The organism is Methylobacterium sp. WCS2018Hpa-22 (genome assembly GCF_031843785.1).
Lineage (GTDB): Bacteria > Pseudomonadota > Alphaproteobacteria > Rhizobiales > Beijerinckiaceae > Methylobacterium.
On record NZ_JAVTJA010000006.1, the window covers coordinates 49528 to 70245 of the forward strand.

The 20718-nt window shown below is 65.6% G+C and carries 14 protein-coding genes; 10 read left to right on the plus strand and 4 right to left on the minus strand.

The genetic code is table 11. The features are described 5' to 3' along the window. Window positions 1-193: 193 nt before the first annotated feature. The 6 genes from RQI43_RS09655 to RQI43_RS09680 all read left to right on the plus strand — a co-directional run bounded on the left by RQI43_RS09655 (window position 194) and on the right by RQI43_RS09680 (window position 7311). Window positions 194-1102: a LysR family transcriptional regulator gene (locus tag RQI43_RS09655; RefSeq protein WP_056431607.1), complete on the plus strand. Its 909-nt coding sequence runs from the start codon at window positions 194-196 to the stop codon at window positions 1100-1102. Between the two features lie 123 nt (window positions 1103-1225). Continuing rightward, window positions 1226-1699: a formate dehydrogenase subunit gamma gene (locus RQI43_RS09660; RefSeq protein ID WP_311275015.1), complete on the plus strand. Its 474-nt coding sequence runs from the start codon at window positions 1226-1228 to the stop codon at window positions 1697-1699. Next, entirely contained in the window at window positions 1696-3255 is a 1560-nt protein-coding gene (locus tag RQI43_RS09665; protein WP_311275016.1) for an NADH-ubiquinone oxidoreductase-F iron-sulfur binding region domain-containing protein, read from the plus strand. The genes RQI43_RS09660 and RQI43_RS09665 overlap by 4 nt, the downstream gene beginning before the upstream one ends. Before the next feature lie 13 nt (window positions 3256-3268). Further along, entirely contained in the window at window positions 3269-6130 is a 2862-nt protein-coding gene (fdhF, locus tag RQI43_RS09670; RefSeq protein WP_311275017.1) for a formate dehydrogenase subunit alpha, read from the plus strand. Continuing rightward, a complete protein-coding gene (gene fdhD, locus RQI43_RS09675) occupies window positions 6117-6974 on the plus strand; it encodes a formate dehydrogenase accessory sulfurtransferase FdhD (RefSeq protein ID WP_311275018.1) in 858 nt (285 codons plus the stop codon). The genes fdhF and fdhD overlap by 14 nt, the downstream gene beginning before the upstream one ends. A gap of 43 nt (window positions 6975-7017) precedes the next feature. Next, window positions 7018-7311 (plus strand): formate dehydrogenase subunit delta, encoded by a 294-nt coding sequence (locus RQI43_RS09680; protein WP_207411533.1) that lies wholly within the window; start codon window positions 7018-7020, stop codon window positions 7309-7311. Window positions 7312-7397: 86 nt separating this feature from the next. On the opposite strand, the gene RQI43_RS09685 is transcribed toward RQI43_RS09680, so the two are convergent. Continuing rightward, complete coding sequence (locus RQI43_RS09685; protein ID WP_311275019.1) at window positions 7398-8327, minus strand: hypothetical protein; 930 nt, start codon at window positions 8325-8327, stop codon at window positions 7398-7400. Between the two features lie 651 nt (window positions 8328-8978). Here RQI43_RS09685 and gltB point away from each other — a divergent pair. From gltB to RQI43_RS09700, 3 genes are all read left to right on the plus strand, one after another. Continuing rightward, window positions 8979-13691, plus strand: a complete 4713-nt coding sequence (gene gltB, locus RQI43_RS09690) for a glutamate synthase large subunit (protein WP_056431408.1) — start codon at window positions 8979-8981, stop codon at window positions 13689-13691. Between the two features lie 7 nt (window positions 13692-13698). Further along, complete coding sequence (locus RQI43_RS09695) at window positions 13699-14301, plus strand: glutathione S-transferase family protein (RefSeq protein WP_056431405.1); 603 nt, start codon at window positions 13699-13701, stop codon at window positions 14299-14301. Between the two features lie 101 nt (window positions 14302-14402). Further along, window positions 14403-15836, plus strand: coding sequence for a glutamate synthase subunit beta (locus RQI43_RS09700; RefSeq protein ID WP_056431403.1), 1434 nt, complete (start codon window positions 14403-14405; stop codon window positions 15834-15836). A 79-nt stretch (window positions 15837-15915) separates the two neighbouring features. On the opposite strand, the gene RQI43_RS09705 is transcribed toward RQI43_RS09700, so the two are convergent. The 3 genes from RQI43_RS09705 to galE all read right to left on the minus strand — a co-directional run bounded on the left by RQI43_RS09705 (window position 15916) and on the right by galE (window position 19650). Beyond that, complete coding sequence (locus RQI43_RS09705; RefSeq protein WP_056431400.1) at window positions 15916-17304, minus strand: SGNH family hydrolase; 1389 nt, start codon at window positions 17302-17304, stop codon at window positions 15916-15918. A 130-nt stretch (window positions 17305-17434) separates the two neighbouring features. Continuing rightward, window positions 17435-18661 (minus strand): lytic murein transglycosylase, encoded by a 1227-nt coding sequence (locus RQI43_RS09710; protein ID WP_311275020.1) that lies wholly within the window; start codon window positions 18659-18661, stop codon window positions 17435-17437. Next, window positions 18658-19650, minus strand: a complete 993-nt coding sequence (galE, locus tag RQI43_RS09715; protein WP_311275021.1) for a UDP-glucose 4-epimerase GalE — start codon at window positions 19648-19650, stop codon at window positions 18658-18660. Before galE ends, RQI43_RS09710 begins: the two co-directional genes overlap by 4 nt. A gap of 188 nt (window positions 19651-19838) precedes the next feature. Between galE and galU the strand changes: the two genes are divergently transcribed. After that, window positions 19839-20705 carry a UTP--glucose-1-phosphate uridylyltransferase GalU gene (gene galU / locus RQI43_RS09720; protein WP_311275130.1) on the plus strand — a complete coding sequence of 289 codons (867 nt, stop codon included), beginning with the start codon at window positions 19839-19841 and terminating at the stop codon, window positions 20703-20705. Window positions 20706-20718: the final 13 nt, after the last annotated feature.

Consider the following 20718-nt stretch of genomic DNA (forward strand, 5'->3'; position numbering starts at 1 on the left):
CCCGAATGACTGGGGGAATCAAAGCAATTTTGCTCGACGGCAAACTTAAATTTGTATTGCCGCCGTCTTCGACCGTGAATCCCTCGCCAGTATAGCGCGGTTCCCGCTATGGAGAATGACCGGCTCCGCGGGAGACATGCGGGCGCATATTCCGGGAAGCGAATTCGGGGATGAACACCATAAGGTCGTGGCGGTGATCGAACGCCTCGAATTCCTCCTAGCCCTGGCTCGCGAGCGGCATTTCGGCCGGGCCGCGCAATTCTGCAACGTTTCCCAGCAGACGCTCTCGGCCGGAGTGAAGCAGCTCGAAGAGCGGCTCGGCGTCCTGCTGGTGGAGCGCGGTTCCCGATTCCAGGGTTTCACCCCGGAAGGTGAGCGTGTTCTCGACTGGGCACGCCGGATCGTCGGTGATGCGCGCGCCATGCGGGAGGAAGTCGCCAGCCTGCGCCGGGGATTGTCGGGCACTCTTCGCCTTGCGGCGATTCCCACTGCCACGCCGATCGTCGCCTCGCTGACCACCCCATTCCGCGCCCGCCATCCCGACGTGCGATTCTCCGTGCAATCCACTACCTCCGGCGAGATCGGCCGGTTGATCGCCGACCACGAGATCGATGCCGGGATAACCTATCTGGAGAACGAGCCGCTCGGCAAAGTCATTGCCGTGCCGCTCTATCGCGAGCGTTACCGCCTGCTCACCGCGGTCGACGGCATCTACGGAATGCGGGATTCGGTGACCTGGGACGAGGTCGGCCGTCTTCCTCTCTGTCTTCTGACGCCCGATATGCAGAACCGCCGCATCGTCGACCGCCATCTCCAGAATGCCGGTTGGAACGCCGAGCCGTTGCTGCAGTCGAACTCGATGATCGTCTTGTTGACCCATGTCCGCACGGCCAAATGGGCCAGCGTGATGCCCGCCGTTCTCGCCGACAGTTTCCGCCTCAGTGAGCGGGTGCGCTCCGTGCCCATCGTCGAACCCGATGTCAGCCACATGATCGGGCTCGTCGTGCCGGAGCGCGATCCAATGACACCGCTCTGTGCCGCACTCATCGTCGAGGGGCAGGCGATCGCACCGACGATCGCCGAAAACATCTCGTCACTCTGAGTTTTTGCGCCGCACAATGGAATTATAACAAAAAAGCATTGTCGAACGACCGAACCGGACGATTGATTCATGGGTGGAGATATACCACCTTGGAATGACAACAAGTTCATCCGGGTAGGAACAATGCTGCAGCATGAGCCATGGAGCGCGCAGCGTGCGGCCGGCATCATCGCCGACCATACGCATCTCGAAGGCGCCACGCTCCCCATCCTCCACGCCTTGCAGGAAACCTTTGGTTACGTCGACGAGGGCGCCGTTCCGCTCATCGCGGACGCGCTGAACCTGTCGCGGGCCGAGGTGCATGGCTGCATCACGTTCTACCACGACTTCCGCCGTGCCCCCTCGGGCAAGCATCAGGTGAAGCTGTGCCGCGCCGAGGCCTGCCAGGCCATGGGATCCGACGCCCTCCACGCGGATATCCTTGCCCGCCTTGGCATCGATTGGCACGGCACGACGCCGGACGGCCAGATCACGGTGGAGCCGGTCTACTGCCTCGGCCTCTGCGCCAACGGCCCGGGCGCCCTGGTCGACGATGAGCCGCTGGCGCGCCTCACCGCAGATTCCCTGGAATCGGCCCTCACGGAGATGAACTCGTGAGCATCACCGTTTATGTCCCGCGCGACGCCGTCGCGCTCGGTCTCGGCGCCAACCGTGTCGCCCGCGCGATTTTCGCGGGCGCCGAGCGCCGCGGTCTCGACGTCACCATCGTCCGTACGGGCTCGCGTGGGATGCTGTGGCTGGAGCCCATGGTCGAGGTCGCGACGCCGGAGGGCCGCATCGCCTACGGTCCCGTCACTCCCGGCGATGTCGATAGCCTTCTCGATGCCGGCTTGGTGAATGGCGGCGAACATGCCCTTCGCCTCGGCAAGCCCGAGGAGATGCCGTATCTCGCCCAGCAGCAGCGCCTGACCTTCCATCGCTGCGGCGTGATCGATCCCGTCTCGGTGGAGGATTACCGGGCGCATGGCGGCTATAACGGCCTGGATGCCGCGCTGAAGCTCGATGCCGCCGGTATCGTGGCCCAGGTGCGCGATTCCGGCCTGCGCGGACGCGGTGGCGCCGGCTTCCCCGCCGGCATCAAGTGGAACACGGTGATGCTCGCCCAGTCCGAGCAGAAATACGTCGTCTGCAATGCGGACGAGGGCGATTCGGGCACCTTCGCAGACCGTATGATGATGGAGGGCGATCCCTTCAACCTCATCGAGGGCATGACCATCGCGGGCATCGCGACGGGGGCCACGCGCGGCTACATCTATCTGCGCTCCGAATATCCGCAGGCCTTCGCGACCCTCAAGGAAGCGATCGTCAATGCCAAGGCCGCCGGCTATCTCGGCGACAACGTGGCGGGCTCGGGCAAGGCCTTCCACCTCGAAGTGCGCCTGGGCGCCGGCGCCTATATCTGCGGCGAGGAGACCTCGCTGCTGGAGAGCCTGGAGGGTCGTCGCGGCATCGTCCGGGCCAAGCCGCCGATCCCGGCACTGAAGGGCTTCCTCGGCCAGCCGACCCTCGTCAACAACGTCATGACCTTCACGGCCGTGCCTTACATCCTGGAGCACGGTGCCAAGGCATATGCCGATTACGGCATGGGCCGTTCGCTCGGCACGCTGGCGATCCAGCTCGCCGGCAACATCAAGCATGGCGGCCTGATCGAGTTCGCATTCGGCATCACCCTGCGCGAGATCATCGAGGATTTCGGCGGCGGTACGCAGAGCGGCCGTCCGGTCCGGGCGGTCCAGGTCGGCGGCCCGCTCGGGGCCTACTTCCCCGACCATCTCCTCGACACGCCCCTCGATTACGAGGCGATGGCGGCCAAGAAGGGCCTCGTCGGCCATGGCGGCATCGTGGTGTTCGACGACACCGTCGACATGGCCAAACAGGCCCGCTTCGCTTTCGAGTTCTGCGCGGTGGAATCCTGCGGCAAGTGCACCCCCTGCCGCATCGGCGCGACGCGCGGCGTCGAGACGATGGACAAGGTCATCGCCGGCATCCGCCCCGCCGAGAATCTCGCCGTCGTGGCCGATCTTTGCGACGTCATGACCGACGGGTCGCTCTGCGCCATGGGCGGGCTCACCCCGATGCCCGTCATGAGCGCGATCACCCATTTCCCCGAGGATTTCCAGCAGCGCGGACCGATGTCCGTGGCCGCTGAATAAGGAGGCGCGACCCATGGCCCTCATCAAAGAGATCGATTACGGCACCCCGATCCGGGTGAACGAGCAGACCGTCACCCTCACCATCGACGGCATGAGCGTCACCGTTCCCGCCGGCACGTCGGTGATGGCGGCGGCGATGCATGCCGGCACGCAGATCCCCAAGCTCTGCGCCACCGATTCGCTGGAAGCCTTCGGCTCCTGCCGTCTCTGCCTCGTGGAGATCGAGGGGCGGCGCGGCACGCCCGCCTCCTGCACCACCCCGGCCGAGAACGGCATGGTGGTCTCGACCCAGACGGACAAGCTCGCCAAGCTCCGCAAAGGCGTGATGGAGCTCTACATCTCCGATCACCCGCTCGACTGCCTGACCTGTGCTGCCAACGGCGATTGCGAATTGCAGGACATGGCAGGCGCGGTCGGCTTGCGCGACGTGCGCTACGGCTATGACGGCGCCAACCACGTCAAGCCGTCTTCGGACCAGTACCTGGCCAAGGATACGTCCAACCCGTATTTCACCTACGATCCGTCGAAGTGCATCGTCTGCAATCGCTGCGTCCGCGCTTGCGAAGAGACGCAGGGCACCTTCGCGCTCACGATTTCGGGCCGTGGCTTCGACAGCCGCGTGGCTGCCGGCCCCACCGACTTCTTCAACTCCGAATGCGTCTCCTGTGGCGCCTGCGTTCAGGCCTGCCCGACGGCGACGCTTCAGGAAAAGTCGATCATCGAGCATGGCCAGCCGGACCATTCCGAGATCACCACCTGTGCTTATTGCGGCGTCGGCTGCTCGTTCAAGGCCGAGATGCAGGGCACCCGCATCGTCCGCATGGTCCCCTACAAGGGCGGCAAGGCCAATGACGGCCATTCCTGCGTCAAGGGCCGTTTTGCCTACGGCTACGCCACCCACAAGGACCGCATCACCAAGCCGATGATCCGCGACAAGATCACGGACCCCTGGCAGGAAGTGTCGTGGGAGGTCGCGATCGATCGCGCCGCTTCCGAGTTCAAGCGAATCCAGGCCCAGTACGGCAAGGATTCAGTGGGCGGCATCACCTCGTCGCGCTGCACCAACGAGGAAGCCTACCTCGTCCAGAAGCTCGTTCGCGCTGCCTTCGGCAACAACAACGTCGATACCTGCGCCCGCGTCTGCCATTCACCCACCGGCTATGGCCTGATGTCGACGCTCGGCACCTCGGCCGGCACGCAGGATTTCGCCTCGGTGGCGCATTCCGACGTGATCCTCGTCATCGGTGCGAACCCGACCGACGGTCACCCAGTCTTCGGCTCTCGGATGAAGAAGCGCCTGCGTGAGGGCGCCAAGCTCATCGTCGCCGATCCGCGCAGGATCGACTTGGTGAAGTCGCCCCATATCGAGGCCGATTACCACCTGCCGCTGAAGCCAGGCTCAAACGTCGCCTTCATCAACGCGATGGCGCATGTCATCGTCACGGAAGGGCTGATCGACGAGGCCTATGTCCGCGAGCGCTGCGATCTCGGCGACTTCGAATCCTGGGCCCGGTTCATCGCCGAGGAGCGTCATTCGCCCGAGGCTCAGGCCGACAAGATCGGCGTGAACCCCGAGGATATCCGTGGCGCCGCCCGCCTCTACGCCACCGGCGGGGCCGCGGGCATCTATTACGGTCTGGGCGTCACCGAGCACAGCCAGGGCTCGACCATGGTCATGGGCATGGCCAACATCGCCATGGCCACCGGCAATATCGGCATGCTGGGCGCCGGCGTGAACCCGCTGCGCGGACAGAACAACGTCCAGGGCTCGTGCGACATGGGCTCGTTCCCGCACGAACTGCCGGGCTACCGCCACGTGTCGGACGACGCCACCCGCGAGACCTTCGAATCGCTCTGGGGCGTTTCCCTCGACAAGGATCCGGGCCTGCGCATCACCAACATGCTCGACGAGGCCGTCGATGGCGCCTTCAAGGGCATGTACATCCAGGGCGAGGACATCGCCCAGTCCGACCCCGACACGCACCACGTCACCGCGGGCCTGATGGCGATGGAATGCATCGTCGTCCAGGACATCTTCCTGAACGAGACGGCGAAATACGCCCATGTCTTCCTGCCGGGCGCGTCGTTCCTCGAGAAGGACGGTACCTTCACCAATGCCGAGCGTCGCATCTCCCGCGTCCGCAAGGTGATGCCGCCGCTCTCGGGCGTCGGTGATTGGGAGGGTACGATGCTGCTCTCGAACGCCCTCGGCTATCCGATGAACTACTCGCATCCGAGCGAGATCATGGACGAGATCGCCTCGCTCACCCCGAGCTTCAAGGGCGTGAGCTTCGCCAAGATCGACGAACTCGGCTCGATCCAGTGGCCGTGCAACGACGCCGCTCCCAACGGTACGCCCATGATGCACGTGGACCGGTTCGTGCGCGGCCTCGGCAAGTTCATGATCACGGAGTACGTGGCGACCGAGGAGCGCACCGGACCGCGCTTCCCGCTCATCCTCACCACCGGCCGCATCCTGTCGCAGTACAATGTCGGCGCACAGACGCGCCGCACGGAGAACTCGCGCTGGCACGAGGAGGACGTGCTGGAGATCCACCCGTTCGATGCCGAGGTTCGCGGCATTCTCGACGGCGATCTCGTGGCTCTCGAGAGCCGCTCCGGCGACATCGCCCTGAAGGCGATCGTCTCCGAGCGGATGCAGCCGGGCGTGGTCTACACCACGTTCCACCATGCCAAGACCGGTGCCAATGTCATCACCACCGACTACTCGGACTGGGCCACCAACTGCCCCGAGTATAAGGTGACGGCGGTACAGGTGCGGCGGACGAACCGTCCGTCGGATTGGCAGGCGAAGTTCTTCGAGGAGGACTTCTCGCTCACGAGAATCGCGACGCAATTGAATGCTGCCGAGTGAACGGAACGATCTGAACGACATCGACGCGCCGGCTCCGACGAGCCGGCGTGTCCCGACCCTGGTCGTGGCCTACGACGATCCCACGGCCCGCGAAGGGCATCGCGATCTAGCCGTCGAGATGCCCGTCAACCTCGTCTATGGCAGCGTGCCCTACGCGGTCATGATGACGACCCCGTCCGACCTCGAGGATTTCGCCTACGGGTTCAGCCTCACTGAGGGGATCGTCGAGTCCGCAGACGAGATCAGGTCGGTTCGGGTCGAGGACGGAGACGGGGGATTGCGCCTCGTCGTGGATCTCGCTCCGGGGCGGTTGCGCGAGCATCTTGCCCGGAAACGCGCCATCAGCGGTCGCACCGGATGCGGCGTCTGCGGCATCGACGATCTCGCGGCCCTGCCGAAGGCTGAGCCGCGTGCTCATGCGATGCAGGTAGTCGGGATCGAATCGATCCAGCGCGCCCTGCTCGGAATGGGCGATGCGCAGGTTCTCAACCACACGACCCGCGCCGTCCATGCCGCGGCCTGGGCGGATCGGAACGGCAATCTTCTCGCCGTCCGCGAGGATGTCGGGCGCCATAACGGCCTCGACAAGCTGATCGGTGCGCTGATGCGGGCCGGGACCGATCCCAACGATGGCTTCGTCGTCATCACCAGCCGCTGCTCGTTCGAGATGGTGGAGAAGACTGCGACCTTCGGCGCTGCCGTTCTGGTGGCGATCTCCGCCCCGACCTCCCTCGCCATCGACCGGGCGCGACTGCACGACATCACGCTCTGCGCCATCGCCCGGTCGGACACCCTCACGGTCTTTTCCGGCCGTGAACGTCTTCGTCTTGCCGCCGAACGCTAAGTCGCGCGCGGCCAATCCTTCACCCGTCGACAGAGCCAGTCCCATGAGCGCCCTGACCACCAACGACAAGCTCGTCCGCATGGCGAACCAGATCGCCGGCTTCTTCAGATCCTATCCGGATGACGAAGCCGTGGCGGGTATCCACAAGCACATCGTGGCGTTCTGGACGCCGAAGATGCGCCGTGCCCTCGAAGCCTATGGCCCGACCGAGGGAAGCAACCTCGACCCGCTGGCGTTGAAGGCGATCACGACTTCGCCGAGCCAGAGCGACAGCCCCGTCCGGGCGGCCACGAACGACCCCCATTTACAGGGCGCCGGCGCGAGCGATGCTGGCTGATTGGCCGCGAGCGTGTTCAAGAAAAAGGCGCCGAGCCTTCGTCGCTCGACGCCTTTGTTCGTCTCGGTAGGCGATGATGACGTCGGCTACTCGGCCGAACGGCCGCCTTGCTGATCCTTGTCGGTCGATCCCGGTACGACCGTTGCGCCACCGATGACCCGAACGGCTTTCCTGTCCGCAGGTGGATCGCTCCACGCCTGAGCCTTGGGCGAGGGAGCCTGCGCGGCGTCTCGGCGGGGCTGATTCGCGGCGGGTGTCGAGGGTTCGACCTTCGGCTGCTCGATGGCGGCAACCGGAGGCGTGCTGGTCCGGGCATCGGACGTTGCGTCCGTCGCGGCCGGGGAGGGGGCTTCCGGAGCGAGCCGGGGCGCTGCCGGCTTCGCCGGCGGGGCCAACCTGGTGACTTTGCGGGCAGGCGCCGGTTCTAACGGGCGTCTCGCGTCGCCGGTGCGGGCATCGGGGTTGAGACCCAACGGGTTGCGATCGGCGGGTTCCGCGCGGGCAGGCGCGTCTGGGCGCGCCGCCACGTCGAATCGCGGCTGCCGGCTCACACCATCTCCGTTTGGGATCCTACCGGGGGGAACAGGCCGTGCCGCCTCGCGCATCGGTTGACGGGGCTGCTCGTCCGCCTCGGTCCAGCCATAGCCGGGCGCCGCCGGACGGGCGACGGGAATCGGTGCAGGCGGCAACGGTGCACCGAGACGCTGGCGGTCGAGGACCGCGCCGTCCCGTGCATCCACGAAGAGCCGCACCCTGTCGCCATAGGGGCCCGTTGCTTCGACGATATAGGCACGGCCGTCGAATCGCGGCCGCGTCACCTCGGTGAAGCCGCGGTCGTTCAGGCGCCAGACGACGGCGCGAGGGGGAAGGATAAGGTCGGGCTCGTAACCGTATTGCGCTTGAGCGGTGACAGTCCCGAGGGCCGACAGGGAGATGAACCCCGCCAGCATGGTCAGGCCGATCTGAGACCGGCTGAACTTATGGGAGCGCACAGGCGCCCTGCGGCTCGATTCCATGGTGCCTCGTCTTGCTTGGTCGTTCGTTCCGTAGCCTACTGTTGACGCAGGTCTATGGAGGTCTCCGTGCGGTCCATCACCCCGCATGCCGCTTGTGCTTGGCGAGCCCTGTAGAACGCCTGATTGGGGCGGGAATGCGGGTGAAGCGCGGCAAGTCGCGGGCGATCGGTATCCGTCGGTTTCCCGGCCCTGTCACCGATCCCGCTGTCAGCATCGGCCCGTGTTGTTGACCTCAAAATGTATGCATGGTCGCAGCGCACATCAAACCTGTCCATCACGCGCGTGAGCCTCTTGCTGGAGCGTTTAAAATCTGTCACCTTCCGTAATTAGGACAGTACGGCTGTCCCATTTTTGGCAGGGTGTTCCGGCGGCGATTCGTCTCCGAGGACAATTGCCGTCGAGGAACGCGGAAGGTCTCGAGCGGGTGTCGAATCTCACGAAAAAACGAGATTCCAAGCCGGTCGCCATTACGGCGATCCGGGCCCGCACGGCTTGAATTCAAGCCGTCGTTGAGCCCGCGGAGTGCGGGCGCTTCCTTACCGAAGATCCTGCACGAATCCGACCGCGTCGAGGTAGGGGCCTGAGTGCCGGATGGCATTCGGGCATGAAACATGCTCGCATGCGGGCACGGACGAATGAGGCTGAGGGGTTATGAGCATGGCCGCATCTGAGGTTGCCGGGATCGTCCAGAACCCGATCCCCGCCACGCGGGACGGCGTCGCGCCGCTCGTCGTTCGCGATTCCGCCCTGCCGCATAAGCAGGGTCTTTACGATCCGGCCCGCGAGGGCGATGCCTGCGGTGTCGGCTTCGTCGCGGACATGCATGACCGGCGGACCCATGCCATCGTGGCTCAGGGCCTGCTCATCCTCGAGAATATCGACCATCGCGGCGCCGTCGGCGCCGATCCCAAGATGGGCGACGGCTGCGGCATCCTCACCCACATCCCGCATTTCCTCCTGAAGGAAGAGTGCGAGGGCCTCGGCATCGCTTTGCCCGAGCCCGGCCATTACGGTGTCGGCCAGTTCTTCATGCCGAAGGACGAGGAAGGCCGCCGCATCGTCGAGGAGATCGTCGAGAAGTCCCTCCAGGACGAAGGGCTCCCCTTCCTCGGCTGGCGCGACGTGCCGGTGGATTCAAGCGACCTCGGTGTGCGCGTCAAGGAGACGGAGCCGCACCACAAGCAGGTCTTCATCGGCCGCCCGGCCGCGATCACGGACGAGGACGCTTTCGAGCGCCGTCTGTTCATCGCGCGCAAGGTCATCTCGAACAAGGTCTACGGCCTCAACGATCCGCGCGTGAAGGCCTATTACCCGGTCTCCGTCTCGACCCGGACCATCGTCTACAAGGGCATGGTTCTGGTCACGCAGCTCGGCCATTACTTCAAGGACCTGCAGGACGAGCGCTACGTCTCGGGCCTCGCCCTCGTGCACCAGCGTTTCGCCACCAACACCTTTCCGACCTGGCAGCTGTCGCACCCCTACCGGATGGTCGCCCATAACGGCGAGATCAACACCCTGCGCGGCAACGTGAACTGGATGGCGGCGCGCCAGGCCAGCGTCGATTCGGATCTGTTCGGCAACGACATCTCGAAGCTCTGGCCGATCTCCTATGAGGGCCAGTCCGACACGGCCTGTTTCGACAACGCCCTCGAATTCCTCGTGCAGGGCGGCTACTCGCTCGCCCATGCCATGATGATGCTGATCCCGGAGGCCTGGGCCGGCAATCCGCTCATGAGCGAGGAGCGCAAGGCGTTCTACGAGTATCACGCCGCCCTGATGGAGCCGTGGGACGGCCCCGCAGCCGTCTGTTTCACCGATGGCCGCCAGATCGGTGCGACCCTCGACCGCAACGGCCTGCGCCCCGCCCGCTACATCGTTACGGAAGACGGCCTCGTCGTGTTGGCCTCCGAGATGGGCGTTCTGCCGATCCCGGACGAGAGCATCGTCGAATCCTGGCGCCTGCAGCCCGGCCGCATGCTGCTCATCGACCTGAAGAAGGGTCGCATCATCTCCGACGAGGAGATCAAGAGCGAGCTCGCCGCGGCCAATCCCTACGCACAATGGGTCAAGAACACCCAGATCGTTCTGGAGGACCTGAAGCCCGTCATCCCGCGCGCCTCGCGCTCCGACGTGTCGCTGCTCGATCGGCAGCAGGCGTTCGGCTACAGCCAGGAAGACCTCAAGCTGCTGATGGCCCCCATGGCCGTCACCGGCCAGGAGGCGGTCGGCTCCATGGGAACCGACACGCCGCTCTCGGCCCTCTCCGATAAGCCCAAGCCCCTCTACACCTATTTCAAGCAGAACTTCGCGCAGGTCACCAATCCGGCGATCGACCCGATCCGCGAGGAGGCCGTGATGAGCCTCGTCTCGTTCATCGGGCCGCGCCCGAACCTGCTCGACATGGAGGGGGCTTCCCGCAAGAAGCGCCTTGAGGTCCGTCAGCCGATCCTGACCAACGGGGACCTCGAGAAGATCCGCTCGATCTCCCATTTCGAGGACCGTTTCGACACCAAGACCCTCGACATGACCTTCCCGGCCGAGTCCGGCGCCGTCGCCATGGAAGGCGCGGTCGACCGGCTATGCGACCGGGCCGAGGCGGCGGTGCGCGGCGGCTACAACATCATCATCCTGACCGACCGCGGTGTCGGGCCGGACCGTATCGCGATCCCGGCCCTGCTGGCCACGGCGGCGGTGCATAACTACCTGATCCGCAAGGGACTTCGGACCTCCGTCGGTCTCGTGGTCGAGTCCGGCGAGCCGCGCGAGGTGCATCACTTCGCCTGTCTCGCGGGCTACGGCGCCGAGGCGATCAACCCCTATCTCGCCTTCGAGACGGTGATCGCGATGAAGGACGAGTTCCCGCCGGATCTCACCGACGACGAGATCGTCTATCGCTACATCAAGTCGATCGATAAGGGTCTGCTCAAGGTCATGTCCAAGATGGGCATCTCGACCTACCAATCCTATTGCGGCGCGCAGATCTTCGACGCGATCGGCCTGAACTCGTCCTTCGTCGCCCGTGACTTCTTCGGCACGAAGACCACGATCGAAGGCATCGGCATGGCCGAGGTCGCCGAGGAGACTGCCCGTCGCCATGCCGACGCGTTCGGCGACGCTCCGGTGTTCCGTCACGCCCTCGATGTCGGCGGCGAATATGCCTACCGCCTGCGCGGTGAGAGCCATACCTGGACACCGGATTCGGTGGCCACCCTGCAGCACGCGGTGCGTCTCGGCCTGCCCGAGCGCTACCGTGAATATGCCCGGCTCGTGAACGAGCAGGAGAACCACCTCAAGACCATCCGCGGCCTCTTCCGCATCAAGCAGGCGGCCGAGCTCGGCCGGGCGCCCGTCGACATTTCCGAGGTCGAGCCGGCCGTGGACATCGTCAAGCGCTTCGCCACGGGCGCGATGTCCTACGGCTCCATCTCGAAGGAAGCCCACGAGACCCTCGCTATCGCGGTGAACTCGTTCGGCGGCCGTTCGAATTCCGGTGAGGGCGGCGAGGAGGTCGAGCGGTTCAAGCCGATGGCCGACGGCCGTTCGCGCCGCTCGGCGATCAAGCAGGTGGCCTCCGGTCGCTTCGGCGTGACGACGGAATATCTCGTCAATGCCGACATGATGCAGATCAAGGTCTCGCAGGGCGCCAAGCCCGGCGAGGGTGGTCAGCTGCCCGGCCACAAGGTCGACGCCAAGATCGCCAAGGTCCGCTACGCCACCCCCGGCGTCGGCCTGATCTCGCCGCCGCCGCATCACGACATCTACTCGATCGAGGATCTCGCCCAGCTGATCTTCGACCTGAAGAACGTCAATCCGGCCGCCGATGTGTCGGTGAAGCTCGTCTCCGAGGTCGGTGTCGGCACGGTCGCCACCGGCGTCGCCAAGGCGCGCGCCGACCACATCACCATCTCGGGCTTCGACGGCGGCACCGGCGCGGCGCCGCTGACCTCCATCAAGCACGCGGGCGGGCCATGGGAGACGGGTCTCGCCGAGACCCAGCAGACCCTGGTGCTCAGCCACCTGCGCGGTCGTGTCGTGCTTCAGGCCGATGGCGGCATCCGCACGGGCCGGGACGTGCTCGTCGCGGCTCTGCTCGGCGCCGACCAGTTCGGCTTCTCCACCGCGCCGCTCATCGCGGCCGGCTGCATCATGATGCGCAAGTGCCACCTGAACACCTGTCCGGTGGGCGTGGCGACGCAGGACCCCGTCCTGCGCAAGCGCTTCAAGGGCACGCCGGAGCACGTGGTGAACTACTTCTTCTTCGTGGCGGAAGAGTTGCGCGAGCTGATGGCGGAGATGGGCTACACCAAGCTCGAAGACCTCATCGGTCGCGCCGACTTCCTCGACACACTGGAGGTCATCAACCACTGGAAGGCGCGGGGCCTCGATTTCTCGAAGCTCTTCCACCGTCCCGATGTCGGCCCCGACGTGGCGATCCGCCATACGGAGAAGCAGAAGCACCCGATCGACACGGTACTCGACCGCCGCCTGATCGAGGGCGCCAAGGCGGCCATCGAGACCGCCGAGCCGGTGGTGCTCAACGAGGTGATCCGGAACTCGGACCGCACGGCTGGGGCGATGCTCTCGGGCGTCGTCGCCAAGCGCTACGGCCATGAGGGATTGCCCGACGACACCATCACGGTGAACCTGTCCGGCACCGCCGGCCAGAGCTTCGGAGCTTGGCTGGCCGCCGGTATCACCGTGGTTCTGACGGGTCATGCCAACGATTACGTCGGCAAGGGGCTCTCGGGTGGTAAGCTGATCATCCGGCCGAGCGACGCGTTGCGGTCACCCGCCGGGCGGACGATCATGGCCGGCAACACGGTGCTCTACGGGGCCATCGCGGGCGAATGCTACATTCGCGGTTCGGCCGGCGAACGCTTCGCCGTACGGAATTCCGGCGCCATCACGGTGGTCGAAGGCATGGGCGACCATGGCTGCGAGTACATGACCGGCGGCGTCGTGGTGTCCATCGGCGAAACCGGGCGTAACTTCGCGGCCGGCATGTCGGGCGGCATCGCCTACGTGCTGGATGCGGACGGCTCCTTCGCCGCGCGCTGCAATCTCTCGATGGTCGATCTGGAGCCCATCGAGGAGGAGGACGACGTCATGCGTCGCTTCCACCAGGATGGCGACCTCGAGACCAAGGGCCGCGTCGATATCCTGGCCGACATGTCCGGGCACGACGAGGAGCGGCTGAGCCAGCTCATCACCAATCACCTGAAGTACACGGGGTCCCCGCGTGCCAAGGCGATCCTCGATGATTGGGCGGGTTACCGCACCAAGTTCGTGAAGGTGATGCCGGTGGAATACCGCCGCGCCCTGCGCGAAATGGAGATGGCGCGGATGCCGGTGGCGGCTGAGTGAGGCCGGTATGCGGATCTACGGTGATCTCGTCTCGGGCAATTGTCTCAAGGTCAAGATCGTCGCCGATTACCTCCGCCTTTCCTATCGCTGGGTGCCGATCGACATTCTGAAGGGCGAAAGCCGAACACCCGACTACCTGTCCCGCTTTCCGGCGGGGCAGGTGCCGGGGGTCGAATTCGAGGACGGCCGGTGTCTGGCCCAATCGAACGCGATCATCCGCTATCTTTCCCGCGGGAGCGCGTTGATCCCGTGTGACGCGTTCCTCGCGGCGAAGATGGACGAGTGGCTGTTCTGGGAACAGTACAGCCACGAGCCCGCCATCGCGGTCTGCCGGTTCGAGATGCGCTACCTCGGCAAGCCGAAGGAGGCGCGCGATCCGGCCCGTGTGGCACGCGGCGAGGCGGCTTTGGACGTGATGGAGCGCCATCTCGGCGGTGTCGAGTGGCTGGTTGGAGAAGAGCTCAGCGTCGCGGACGTGTCGCTCTTCGCCTATACGCAATGGGCCGATGAGGGCGGATTCGACCTCGCGGCGAGACCGTCGATAAGGGCGTGGCTCACCCGTTGCACGAATGTTTTCGAGCGCGCCGACCACAGGCTGAAGACGGGTTAGTCGGCGGCACCGGGCGGCACAACAGGGATGACGAGCTGAGGCGGACCGGGCCGGTCAACCGCCGCTCGACGGATCAGACAGACTCGCGAAAGACGATCACGATGGGCAAGATCACGGGTTTCCTCGAGTTCGACCGGCAGGAGCAGAAGTACCAGCTCGCAGCGGACCGCGTGCGGCACTTCCGCGAGTTCACGCTGCCCCTCGACGAGCACGACCTGAAGAAGCAGGCCGCGCGCTGCATGGATTGCGGAATCCCGTTCTGCCATGGGCCGACCGGCTGCCCCGTGCATAACCAGATCCCGGACTGGAACGAGCTCGTCTTCCAGTCGGATTGGGAGGAGGCCGCGCGCAACCTCCACTCCACCAACAATTTCCCGGAATTCACCGGTCGCGTCTGTCCCGCGCCGTGCGAGGAGGCCTGCACCCTCAATCTCGAGAACCAGCCCGTCGCGATCAAGACGATCGAGCAGGCCATTGCCGACCGCGCCTGGAACAACGGTTGGGTGAAGCCGGAAATTCCTGCGTCCCGCACCGGCAAGAAGGTCGCCGTCATCGGCTCGGGACCGGCCGGCATGGCCGCTGCGCAGCAGTTGGCGCGCGTCGGCCACGACGTCCATGTCTTCGAGCGTGAGCCGAAGGCCGGTGGTCTGCTGCGCTACGGCATCCCCGACTTCAAGATGGAGAAGCGCCATATCGACCGGCGCGTGAAGCAGATGGAAGCGGAGGGCGTGACCTTCCATTACGGCGTCAATGTCGGCGTAACGAAGCCGCTCGACGAGCTCACCGCCGAGTTCGACGCGGTGCTCTTCGCCGGCGGCGCCGAAGATCCGCGCAACCCGCAGCTCCCCGGCCAGGAACTCGCCGGCGTGCATTACGCGATGCCGTTCCTCGTCCAGTCGAACCGCAGGGTGGGTGCCGAGCCGATGCCGGGCAACGGCGAATTGCCGATCCTCGCCACCGCCAAGAACGTCGTCGTGATCGGTGGCGGCGATACGGCGTCGGATTGCGTCGGCACGTCCTTCCGCCAGGGCGCACTCTCGGTGACGCAGCTCGACATCCGGCCGCGTCCGCCCGAGCGCGAGGACAAGCTCTCGGTCTGGCCCTACTGGCCGACCAAGATGCGGACCTCTTCGAGCCAGGCCGAAGGCGCCGAGCGCGAGTTCCAGGCCGCCACCCTGCGCTTGGAAGGCAACAAGAAGGGCAAGCTCACCGGCGTGGTCTGCACCCGCGTGGATGAGAAGCGTCAGCCCATCCCCGGCGGTGAGTTCACCCTGCCGGCCGATCTGGTGTTCCTCGCCATCGGTTTCGCCGGTTCGGTTCGCAAGGGCCTACTCGAGGAATCCGGCGTCGTCATGGACAAGCGCGGCAACGTCACCGCCAACGAACTCGATTACCGGACGTCCAACGAGAAGATCTATGCCGCCGGTGACATGCGCCGTGGGCAGTCCCTCGTGGTCTGGGCAATCCGCGAAGGCCGCCAAGCGGCACGCTCGATCGACGAAGCCCTGATGGGATCGAGCGTCCTGCCGCGCTGAAACCCAAGGTCCGGGGCCGGCTCCATGCCGAGCCCCGGCACCGGATCTCTTCGCGCTACCCGGCGCAGACGTGCCGGGATCAGCCCGGCGGCCATTTGAAATCGTCGGCCCGGCCCGGCTGTGGCATCGGCGCCGAGCCGCGCTGAAGCACCCGCTCCACGTTCCCCGATGCGTCGCCATCGCGCTGCCGTCCGCTGATGAGCGTGCCGCCGGGGGTCACTTCGGCGCGGCCGAGGGGAATGACCGGGCCGAACGCGGGCTTCACCGGCAAGGCGGGGATGCCCGGGGGCTCCGGCAGGCTTGGCAGCATCGAGGTGATCTGGCGATCGATCGCCGCGGTGTCATCGAGCTTCGGGGCCTCACCATCCAGGAGGGGACCCGGAACCGTCGCTACGGGCGCCACCGTCGGCGCCTCCGTGGGGTTCGTGCCCATGAGACGCTTGAGTTCGACATCGGCGAAATGCGCGACCTTGCGGGAGCCTGCCTTGGTGAAATGCACGCCGTCCGACGTCCGCAGCTTGGCCTCCTGCCCCTCCAGGTCGGGCCCCGTCATGGTGAAGCGGTTACGATCGTCGACGAAGCCCGGCCAGATGTCGACATAAGTCCCTCCCGCCTTCGCCACGCGGTCGCGGATGAGGTCGTTGATGGTGGCGATGTCCTTCGTCAGCGGCTCGCTGCGCATCGGCGGCGCGCCGACCCAGATGAAGGGAATCTTTTGGGCGGCGAAGACCTTGGCCAGGGCATCGACGCGGTCGCGGTAGATCTCGCGCCAGCGTTCCGTTCCCGGTTCCACGGTCTCGGTTCCCTCCCGTATCGGCTGGCGGTCGTTGGCGCCGAGCATCACGACCGCGTAGGCGACTTTCGGGCTGGTTTTCAGAAAATCCTCCGCCGCCTTAGGCCAGTCGACCACGTCTTTCCGGACGAGACCGCTATCGGCCTTCGAACGGTCGAGGATCGCCACGTCGGCATTGTCCTCGAACACGTCATCGAGGCCACGGCCGAGAGAGTTCGCCAGCGAATCGCCGAAGACCGCGATGCGGATCGACGGCTCCGCCTTGGGCTGGACCGGTTTCGGCTGGGCGACCACGGGGGCCGGACGCGGCCGCCTCGTATAGGAGCGCTGGCTCTCCCCGATCGTCGGTGGCCGCGGCCGGGTGGGTCGGGCCGATGGCACCGGGGCCGGGGTCGGTTGTACCTGCTGCGGACGATCTTCCCAGGGCCAGTAGAACTGACGCGGCGCCTCTTGTGGGGGAGGGGCGTAGCGCCGGTTGGCTTGGCGGCCACCGTAATCCCCCTCCTCGCGCGGCCGGCGGCGCGGCGCGTAGTAGGAATCGCCGCGAGGGGTATCGTAGGAATCGCCCCATTGCGCCGCGGCGAACGGGCCAGAGGCGAAGAGCAGGGGCGTCGCGAACAAGGTGAGGAGGCAGACACGGAGAAGAGCGTCCTTCACCTGTCCCGCAACGGCCACCCCGTACGCTACGTTCTTGACTGTCCTTGGTGCCACGCTGCGACCTGCCTGCTGATCGTCGAAGGACGAGACCGTGCCATCCTATCGGACGATCGGCCCCGCGTCTAAATCCGCCTCACGAGGCGAAGCCTCAGGGGCGCGCCGTGATGTGCTCCAGAAGGCTGGGCGTGGCGTAGCCGTCGGCCACCAGACCTTCCTTGATCTGATATTGGCGGACCGCCTCCCGCATCTTTGGCCCGGCGCGGCCATCCGCATCGCCGGCATAGAGGTTTCGGGTCGTCAGGGCTTTCTGCAGGGCCTGCAGGCCCGCTTTGTCGAGGCGTGGCGCGCCGGTCGGCCAAGGTGCCGCCAGTGGCGGCCCGCCGGCAAGACGGTCGGCGAGATGGCCAACGGCGAGCGCATAGGAATCCGAGGTGTTGTAGCCCCGGATCACCTCGAAATTGTCGGTGATCAGGAAGACCGGGCCGCCCGAGCCGCCGGGCAGGAACAGGCTGGCCGCACCCGATCCCGGCAGCGCCTCGCCATCGATCCTACGGACGCCCCGTCTGGCGAAGTCCGACAGGTCCGCCCGATACTTCGTCAGGTCGAATCCGCCTGGAAGCGTCACGGCATAGCCCCAGGACAGGTCGCGGTTCCAGCCGAGAGACTGGAGATAGCCGGCGATGGAGGCCAGGGCATCCGGCTCCGAACGCCAGATGTCGCGGTGACCGTCCCCATCGAAATCCACCGCGTGTTTGAGGAAGGTCGATGGGAGGAACTGGGTCTGGCCCATGGCGCCGGCCCAGGATCCCTTCATCGCCTCGGGGGCGATGTCGCCGCGCTGCAGAATCGTTAATGCGTCGAGGAGCTCGTTCCGAAACAGCGTGCCGCGAAAGCGCGCCTGCGCCAGGGTCGCGAGGGCACGGATGGTCGGAACGGTCCCGCCGCTCGCTCCGAAATCCGACTCGACTCCCCAGAAGGCGAGGACGATCCAGCGCGGGACGCCCGTCCGGGCTTCGATCGCCGCCAGCGTGGTGGACAGACGGGCCGCTTGTGAGCGACCCCGTGCGATCCGCCCGGTCGAGACCGCGCCGACGAGGTAGTCCCAGACGGGGCGTCCGAACTCCCCTTGAGCGGTGGTTTTGGCGAGGATGCCGGGATCGGGCGAAGACACGCCGCGAAACGCCGCGTCGAAGGTCGCAGCACTGACCCCGCGCGCCTCGGCATCGGGCCGCAGGGCATCGACGAAGCTGCGAAACGAAGCGTTTGCCGCCGCCTCCGGTTTGGCAGGCGGTGCCGGCCGAGTAGAATCCTGGGCCCTACTCTCCGCTGCAAGAAATGCGCAGAGGGCGATGGCGGCGCGGAGGGCCGTCTTCATAGGCGGTTGCGCCGAGCCAGGGTCTCTTCCCAGGCAAGGGCCTGGGCCACGATCCCGTCGAGGTCGTCGTAACGTGGCTGCCAGCCCAATTCAGCGCGGATCCGGTCGGCCTTCGCCACGATCTGCGCCGGATCGCCGGGCCTGCGCGGCGACAGTCTTACTTCGAAATCGCGGCCCGAAATGCGCTTGACCACCTCGATCACCTCGAGGACCGAGTAACCACGCCCGTAGCCGCAATTGAGAGTTTTGCTCGCGCCACCCGAACGTAGATGATCGATGGCGACGCAATGGGCATCGGCGAGATCGGAAACCTGGATGTAATCGCGGAGGCACGAGCCGTCGCGGGTGGGGTAATCCGTACCGAACACGCTCAGATGACTGCGCCGGCCCAGCGCCGCCTGAGTGGCGACTTTGATGAGATGGGTGGCTTCGCTTGAAGATTGGCCGCTGCGTCCGCGCGGATCGGCACCCGCGACATTGAAGTAACGCAGGATGACGTAGCTGAAGCCGTGGGCCTTGGCCGCGTCGTCGATCATCCACTCGCTCATGAGTTTCGAGCGGCCGTAGGGGTTGATCGGCGCGGCCACGAGGTCCTCCGGCACCGGGACGATTTCGGGCTCGCCGTAGATTGCGGCGGTGGAAGAGAAGATGACGTGCTTCACCCCGCCATGCACCGCAGCCTCGATGAGCGCCCGGGTCTTGACCGTGTTGGCCAGATAGTAGCCGAGCGGGTCGGCCACCGAATCCGGCACCACGATCTTAGCGGCGAAATGCGCCAGCACATCGATTCCGTGTTCGGCGATGACCCGTTTCACCAGGGCCTGATCGGCCACATCGCCCACCACCAGCGTCACGTCGGGGGGAAGCACCCAGTCGAAGCCGGTGGACAAATCATCGATGACGACGATGTCCTTTTGGCCGGCATCCAGCAACGCCAGCACCATGTGGCTGCCGATATATCCCGCGCCGCCCGTCACCAGAATCGCCATGGCCCCACTTCCATTCCCGCGCACGTCGCGGAAGATATACCTCAAACCCTCCGTGTGATCATGCGGCGCTTTAGGCTGAGTCGGGCGTGGAAATGGTTTTGTTCTTGCTCGCTCCATCACGACAACGTGCTATCGTCCCCCGCCTCCGGGTTGTTCCCACCGCATTTTAAGAGACCGGGTCCCGCTTGATGAAACCGATTCGTAAAGCCGTCCTGCCTGTCGCAGGGTTGGGTACCCGCTTCCTGCCCGCCACCAAGGCCGTCCCGAAGGAAATGCTCACCGTGGTCGACCGGCCGGTCGTCCAGCATGTGGTCGACGAGGCTCGCGAGGCCGGGATCGAGCATTTCATTTTCGTGACCGGCCGCGGCAAGGCCGTGATCGAAGATCATTTCGACATCGCCTTCGAACTCGACCGCATGCTGCAGGAGCGCGGCAAGGAGGCGATCTACGAGGAGTTGAAGCGGGATCTTCCGGCTGCCGGGCAAACGAGCTTCACCCGCCAGCAGGCTCCTCTCGGCCTCGGCCATGCGGTCTGGTGTGCCCGCGAGATCGTCGGCGACGAGCCCTTCGCCGTGCTGCTCCCCGACATGCTGAGCAAGGGCTGCATGCAGCAAATGCTTTCCGCCTATGAGCGCCATGGCGGCAACGTCATCGCCGTGGAGGAGGTCAAGCCGGAGGAGACGCATCAATACGGTATCGTCGGCGTCGGTGAGACCTATGGGCAGACCTTCGAGATCAACGGCATGGTCGAGAAGCCCAAACAGGGCACCGCGCCATCGAACTTCATCATCTCCGGGCGCTACATCCTGCAGCCGGAGATCTTCTCGATCCTGGAGAAGGGCGAGAAGGGTGCCGGCGGCGAGATCCAGCTGACCGACGCAATGATCAGGCTGGCCGAGAAGCAATCCTTCTTCGGCATGCATTACGAGGGCCGGACCTACGATACCGGTTCCAAGCTCGGCTTCCTCACGGCGAACATCGCCTACGCGCTGCAGCGCAAGGAACTCGCCGAGCCGCTCAAGGCCGAGATCGCCCGGCTGCTGAAGGACCATTGAAAGAAGGCTCAGG

Excerpts from the sequence above, each read along its gene's own strand:
- RQI43_RS09660 (WP_311275015.1), top strand. The coding sequence starts at position 1,226 with ATGCTGCAGCATGAGCCATGGAGCGCGCAGCGTGCGGCCGGCATCATC.
- fdhF (WP_311275017.1), top strand. The coding sequence starts at position 3,269 with ATGGCCCTCATCAAAGAGATCGATTACGGCACCCCGATCCGGGTGAAC.
- fdhD (WP_311275018.1), top strand. The coding sequence starts at position 6,117 with ATGCTGCCGAGTGAACGGAACGATCTGAACGACATCGACGCGCCGGCT.
- RQI43_RS09680 (WP_207411533.1), top strand. The coding sequence starts at position 7,018 with ATGAGCGCCCTGACCACCAACGACAAGCTCGTCCGCATGGCGAACCAG.
- RQI43_RS09685 (WP_311275019.1), bottom strand. The coding sequence starts at position 8,327 with ATGGAATCGAGCCGCAGGGCGCCTGTGCGCTCCCATAAGTTCAGCCGG.
- gltB (WP_056431408.1), top strand. The coding sequence starts at position 8,979 with ATGAGCATGGCCGCATCTGAGGTTGCCGGGATCGTCCAGAACCCGATC.
- RQI43_RS09695 (WP_056431405.1), top strand. The coding sequence starts at position 13,699 with ATGCGGATCTACGGTGATCTCGTCTCGGGCAATTGTCTCAAGGTCAAG.
- RQI43_RS09700 (WP_056431403.1), top strand. The coding sequence starts at position 14,403 with ATGGGCAAGATCACGGGTTTCCTCGAGTTCGACCGGCAGGAGCAGAAG.
- RQI43_RS09710 (WP_311275020.1), bottom strand. The coding sequence starts at position 18,661 with ATGAAGACGGCCCTCCGCGCCGCCATCGCCCTCTGCGCATTTCTTGCA.
- galE (WP_311275021.1), bottom strand. The coding sequence starts at position 19,650 with ATGGCGATTCTGGTGACGGGCGGCGCGGGATATATCGGCAGCCACATG.
- galU (WP_311275130.1), top strand. The coding sequence starts at position 19,839 with ATGAAACCGATTCGTAAAGCCGTCCTGCCTGTCGCAGGGTTGGGTACC.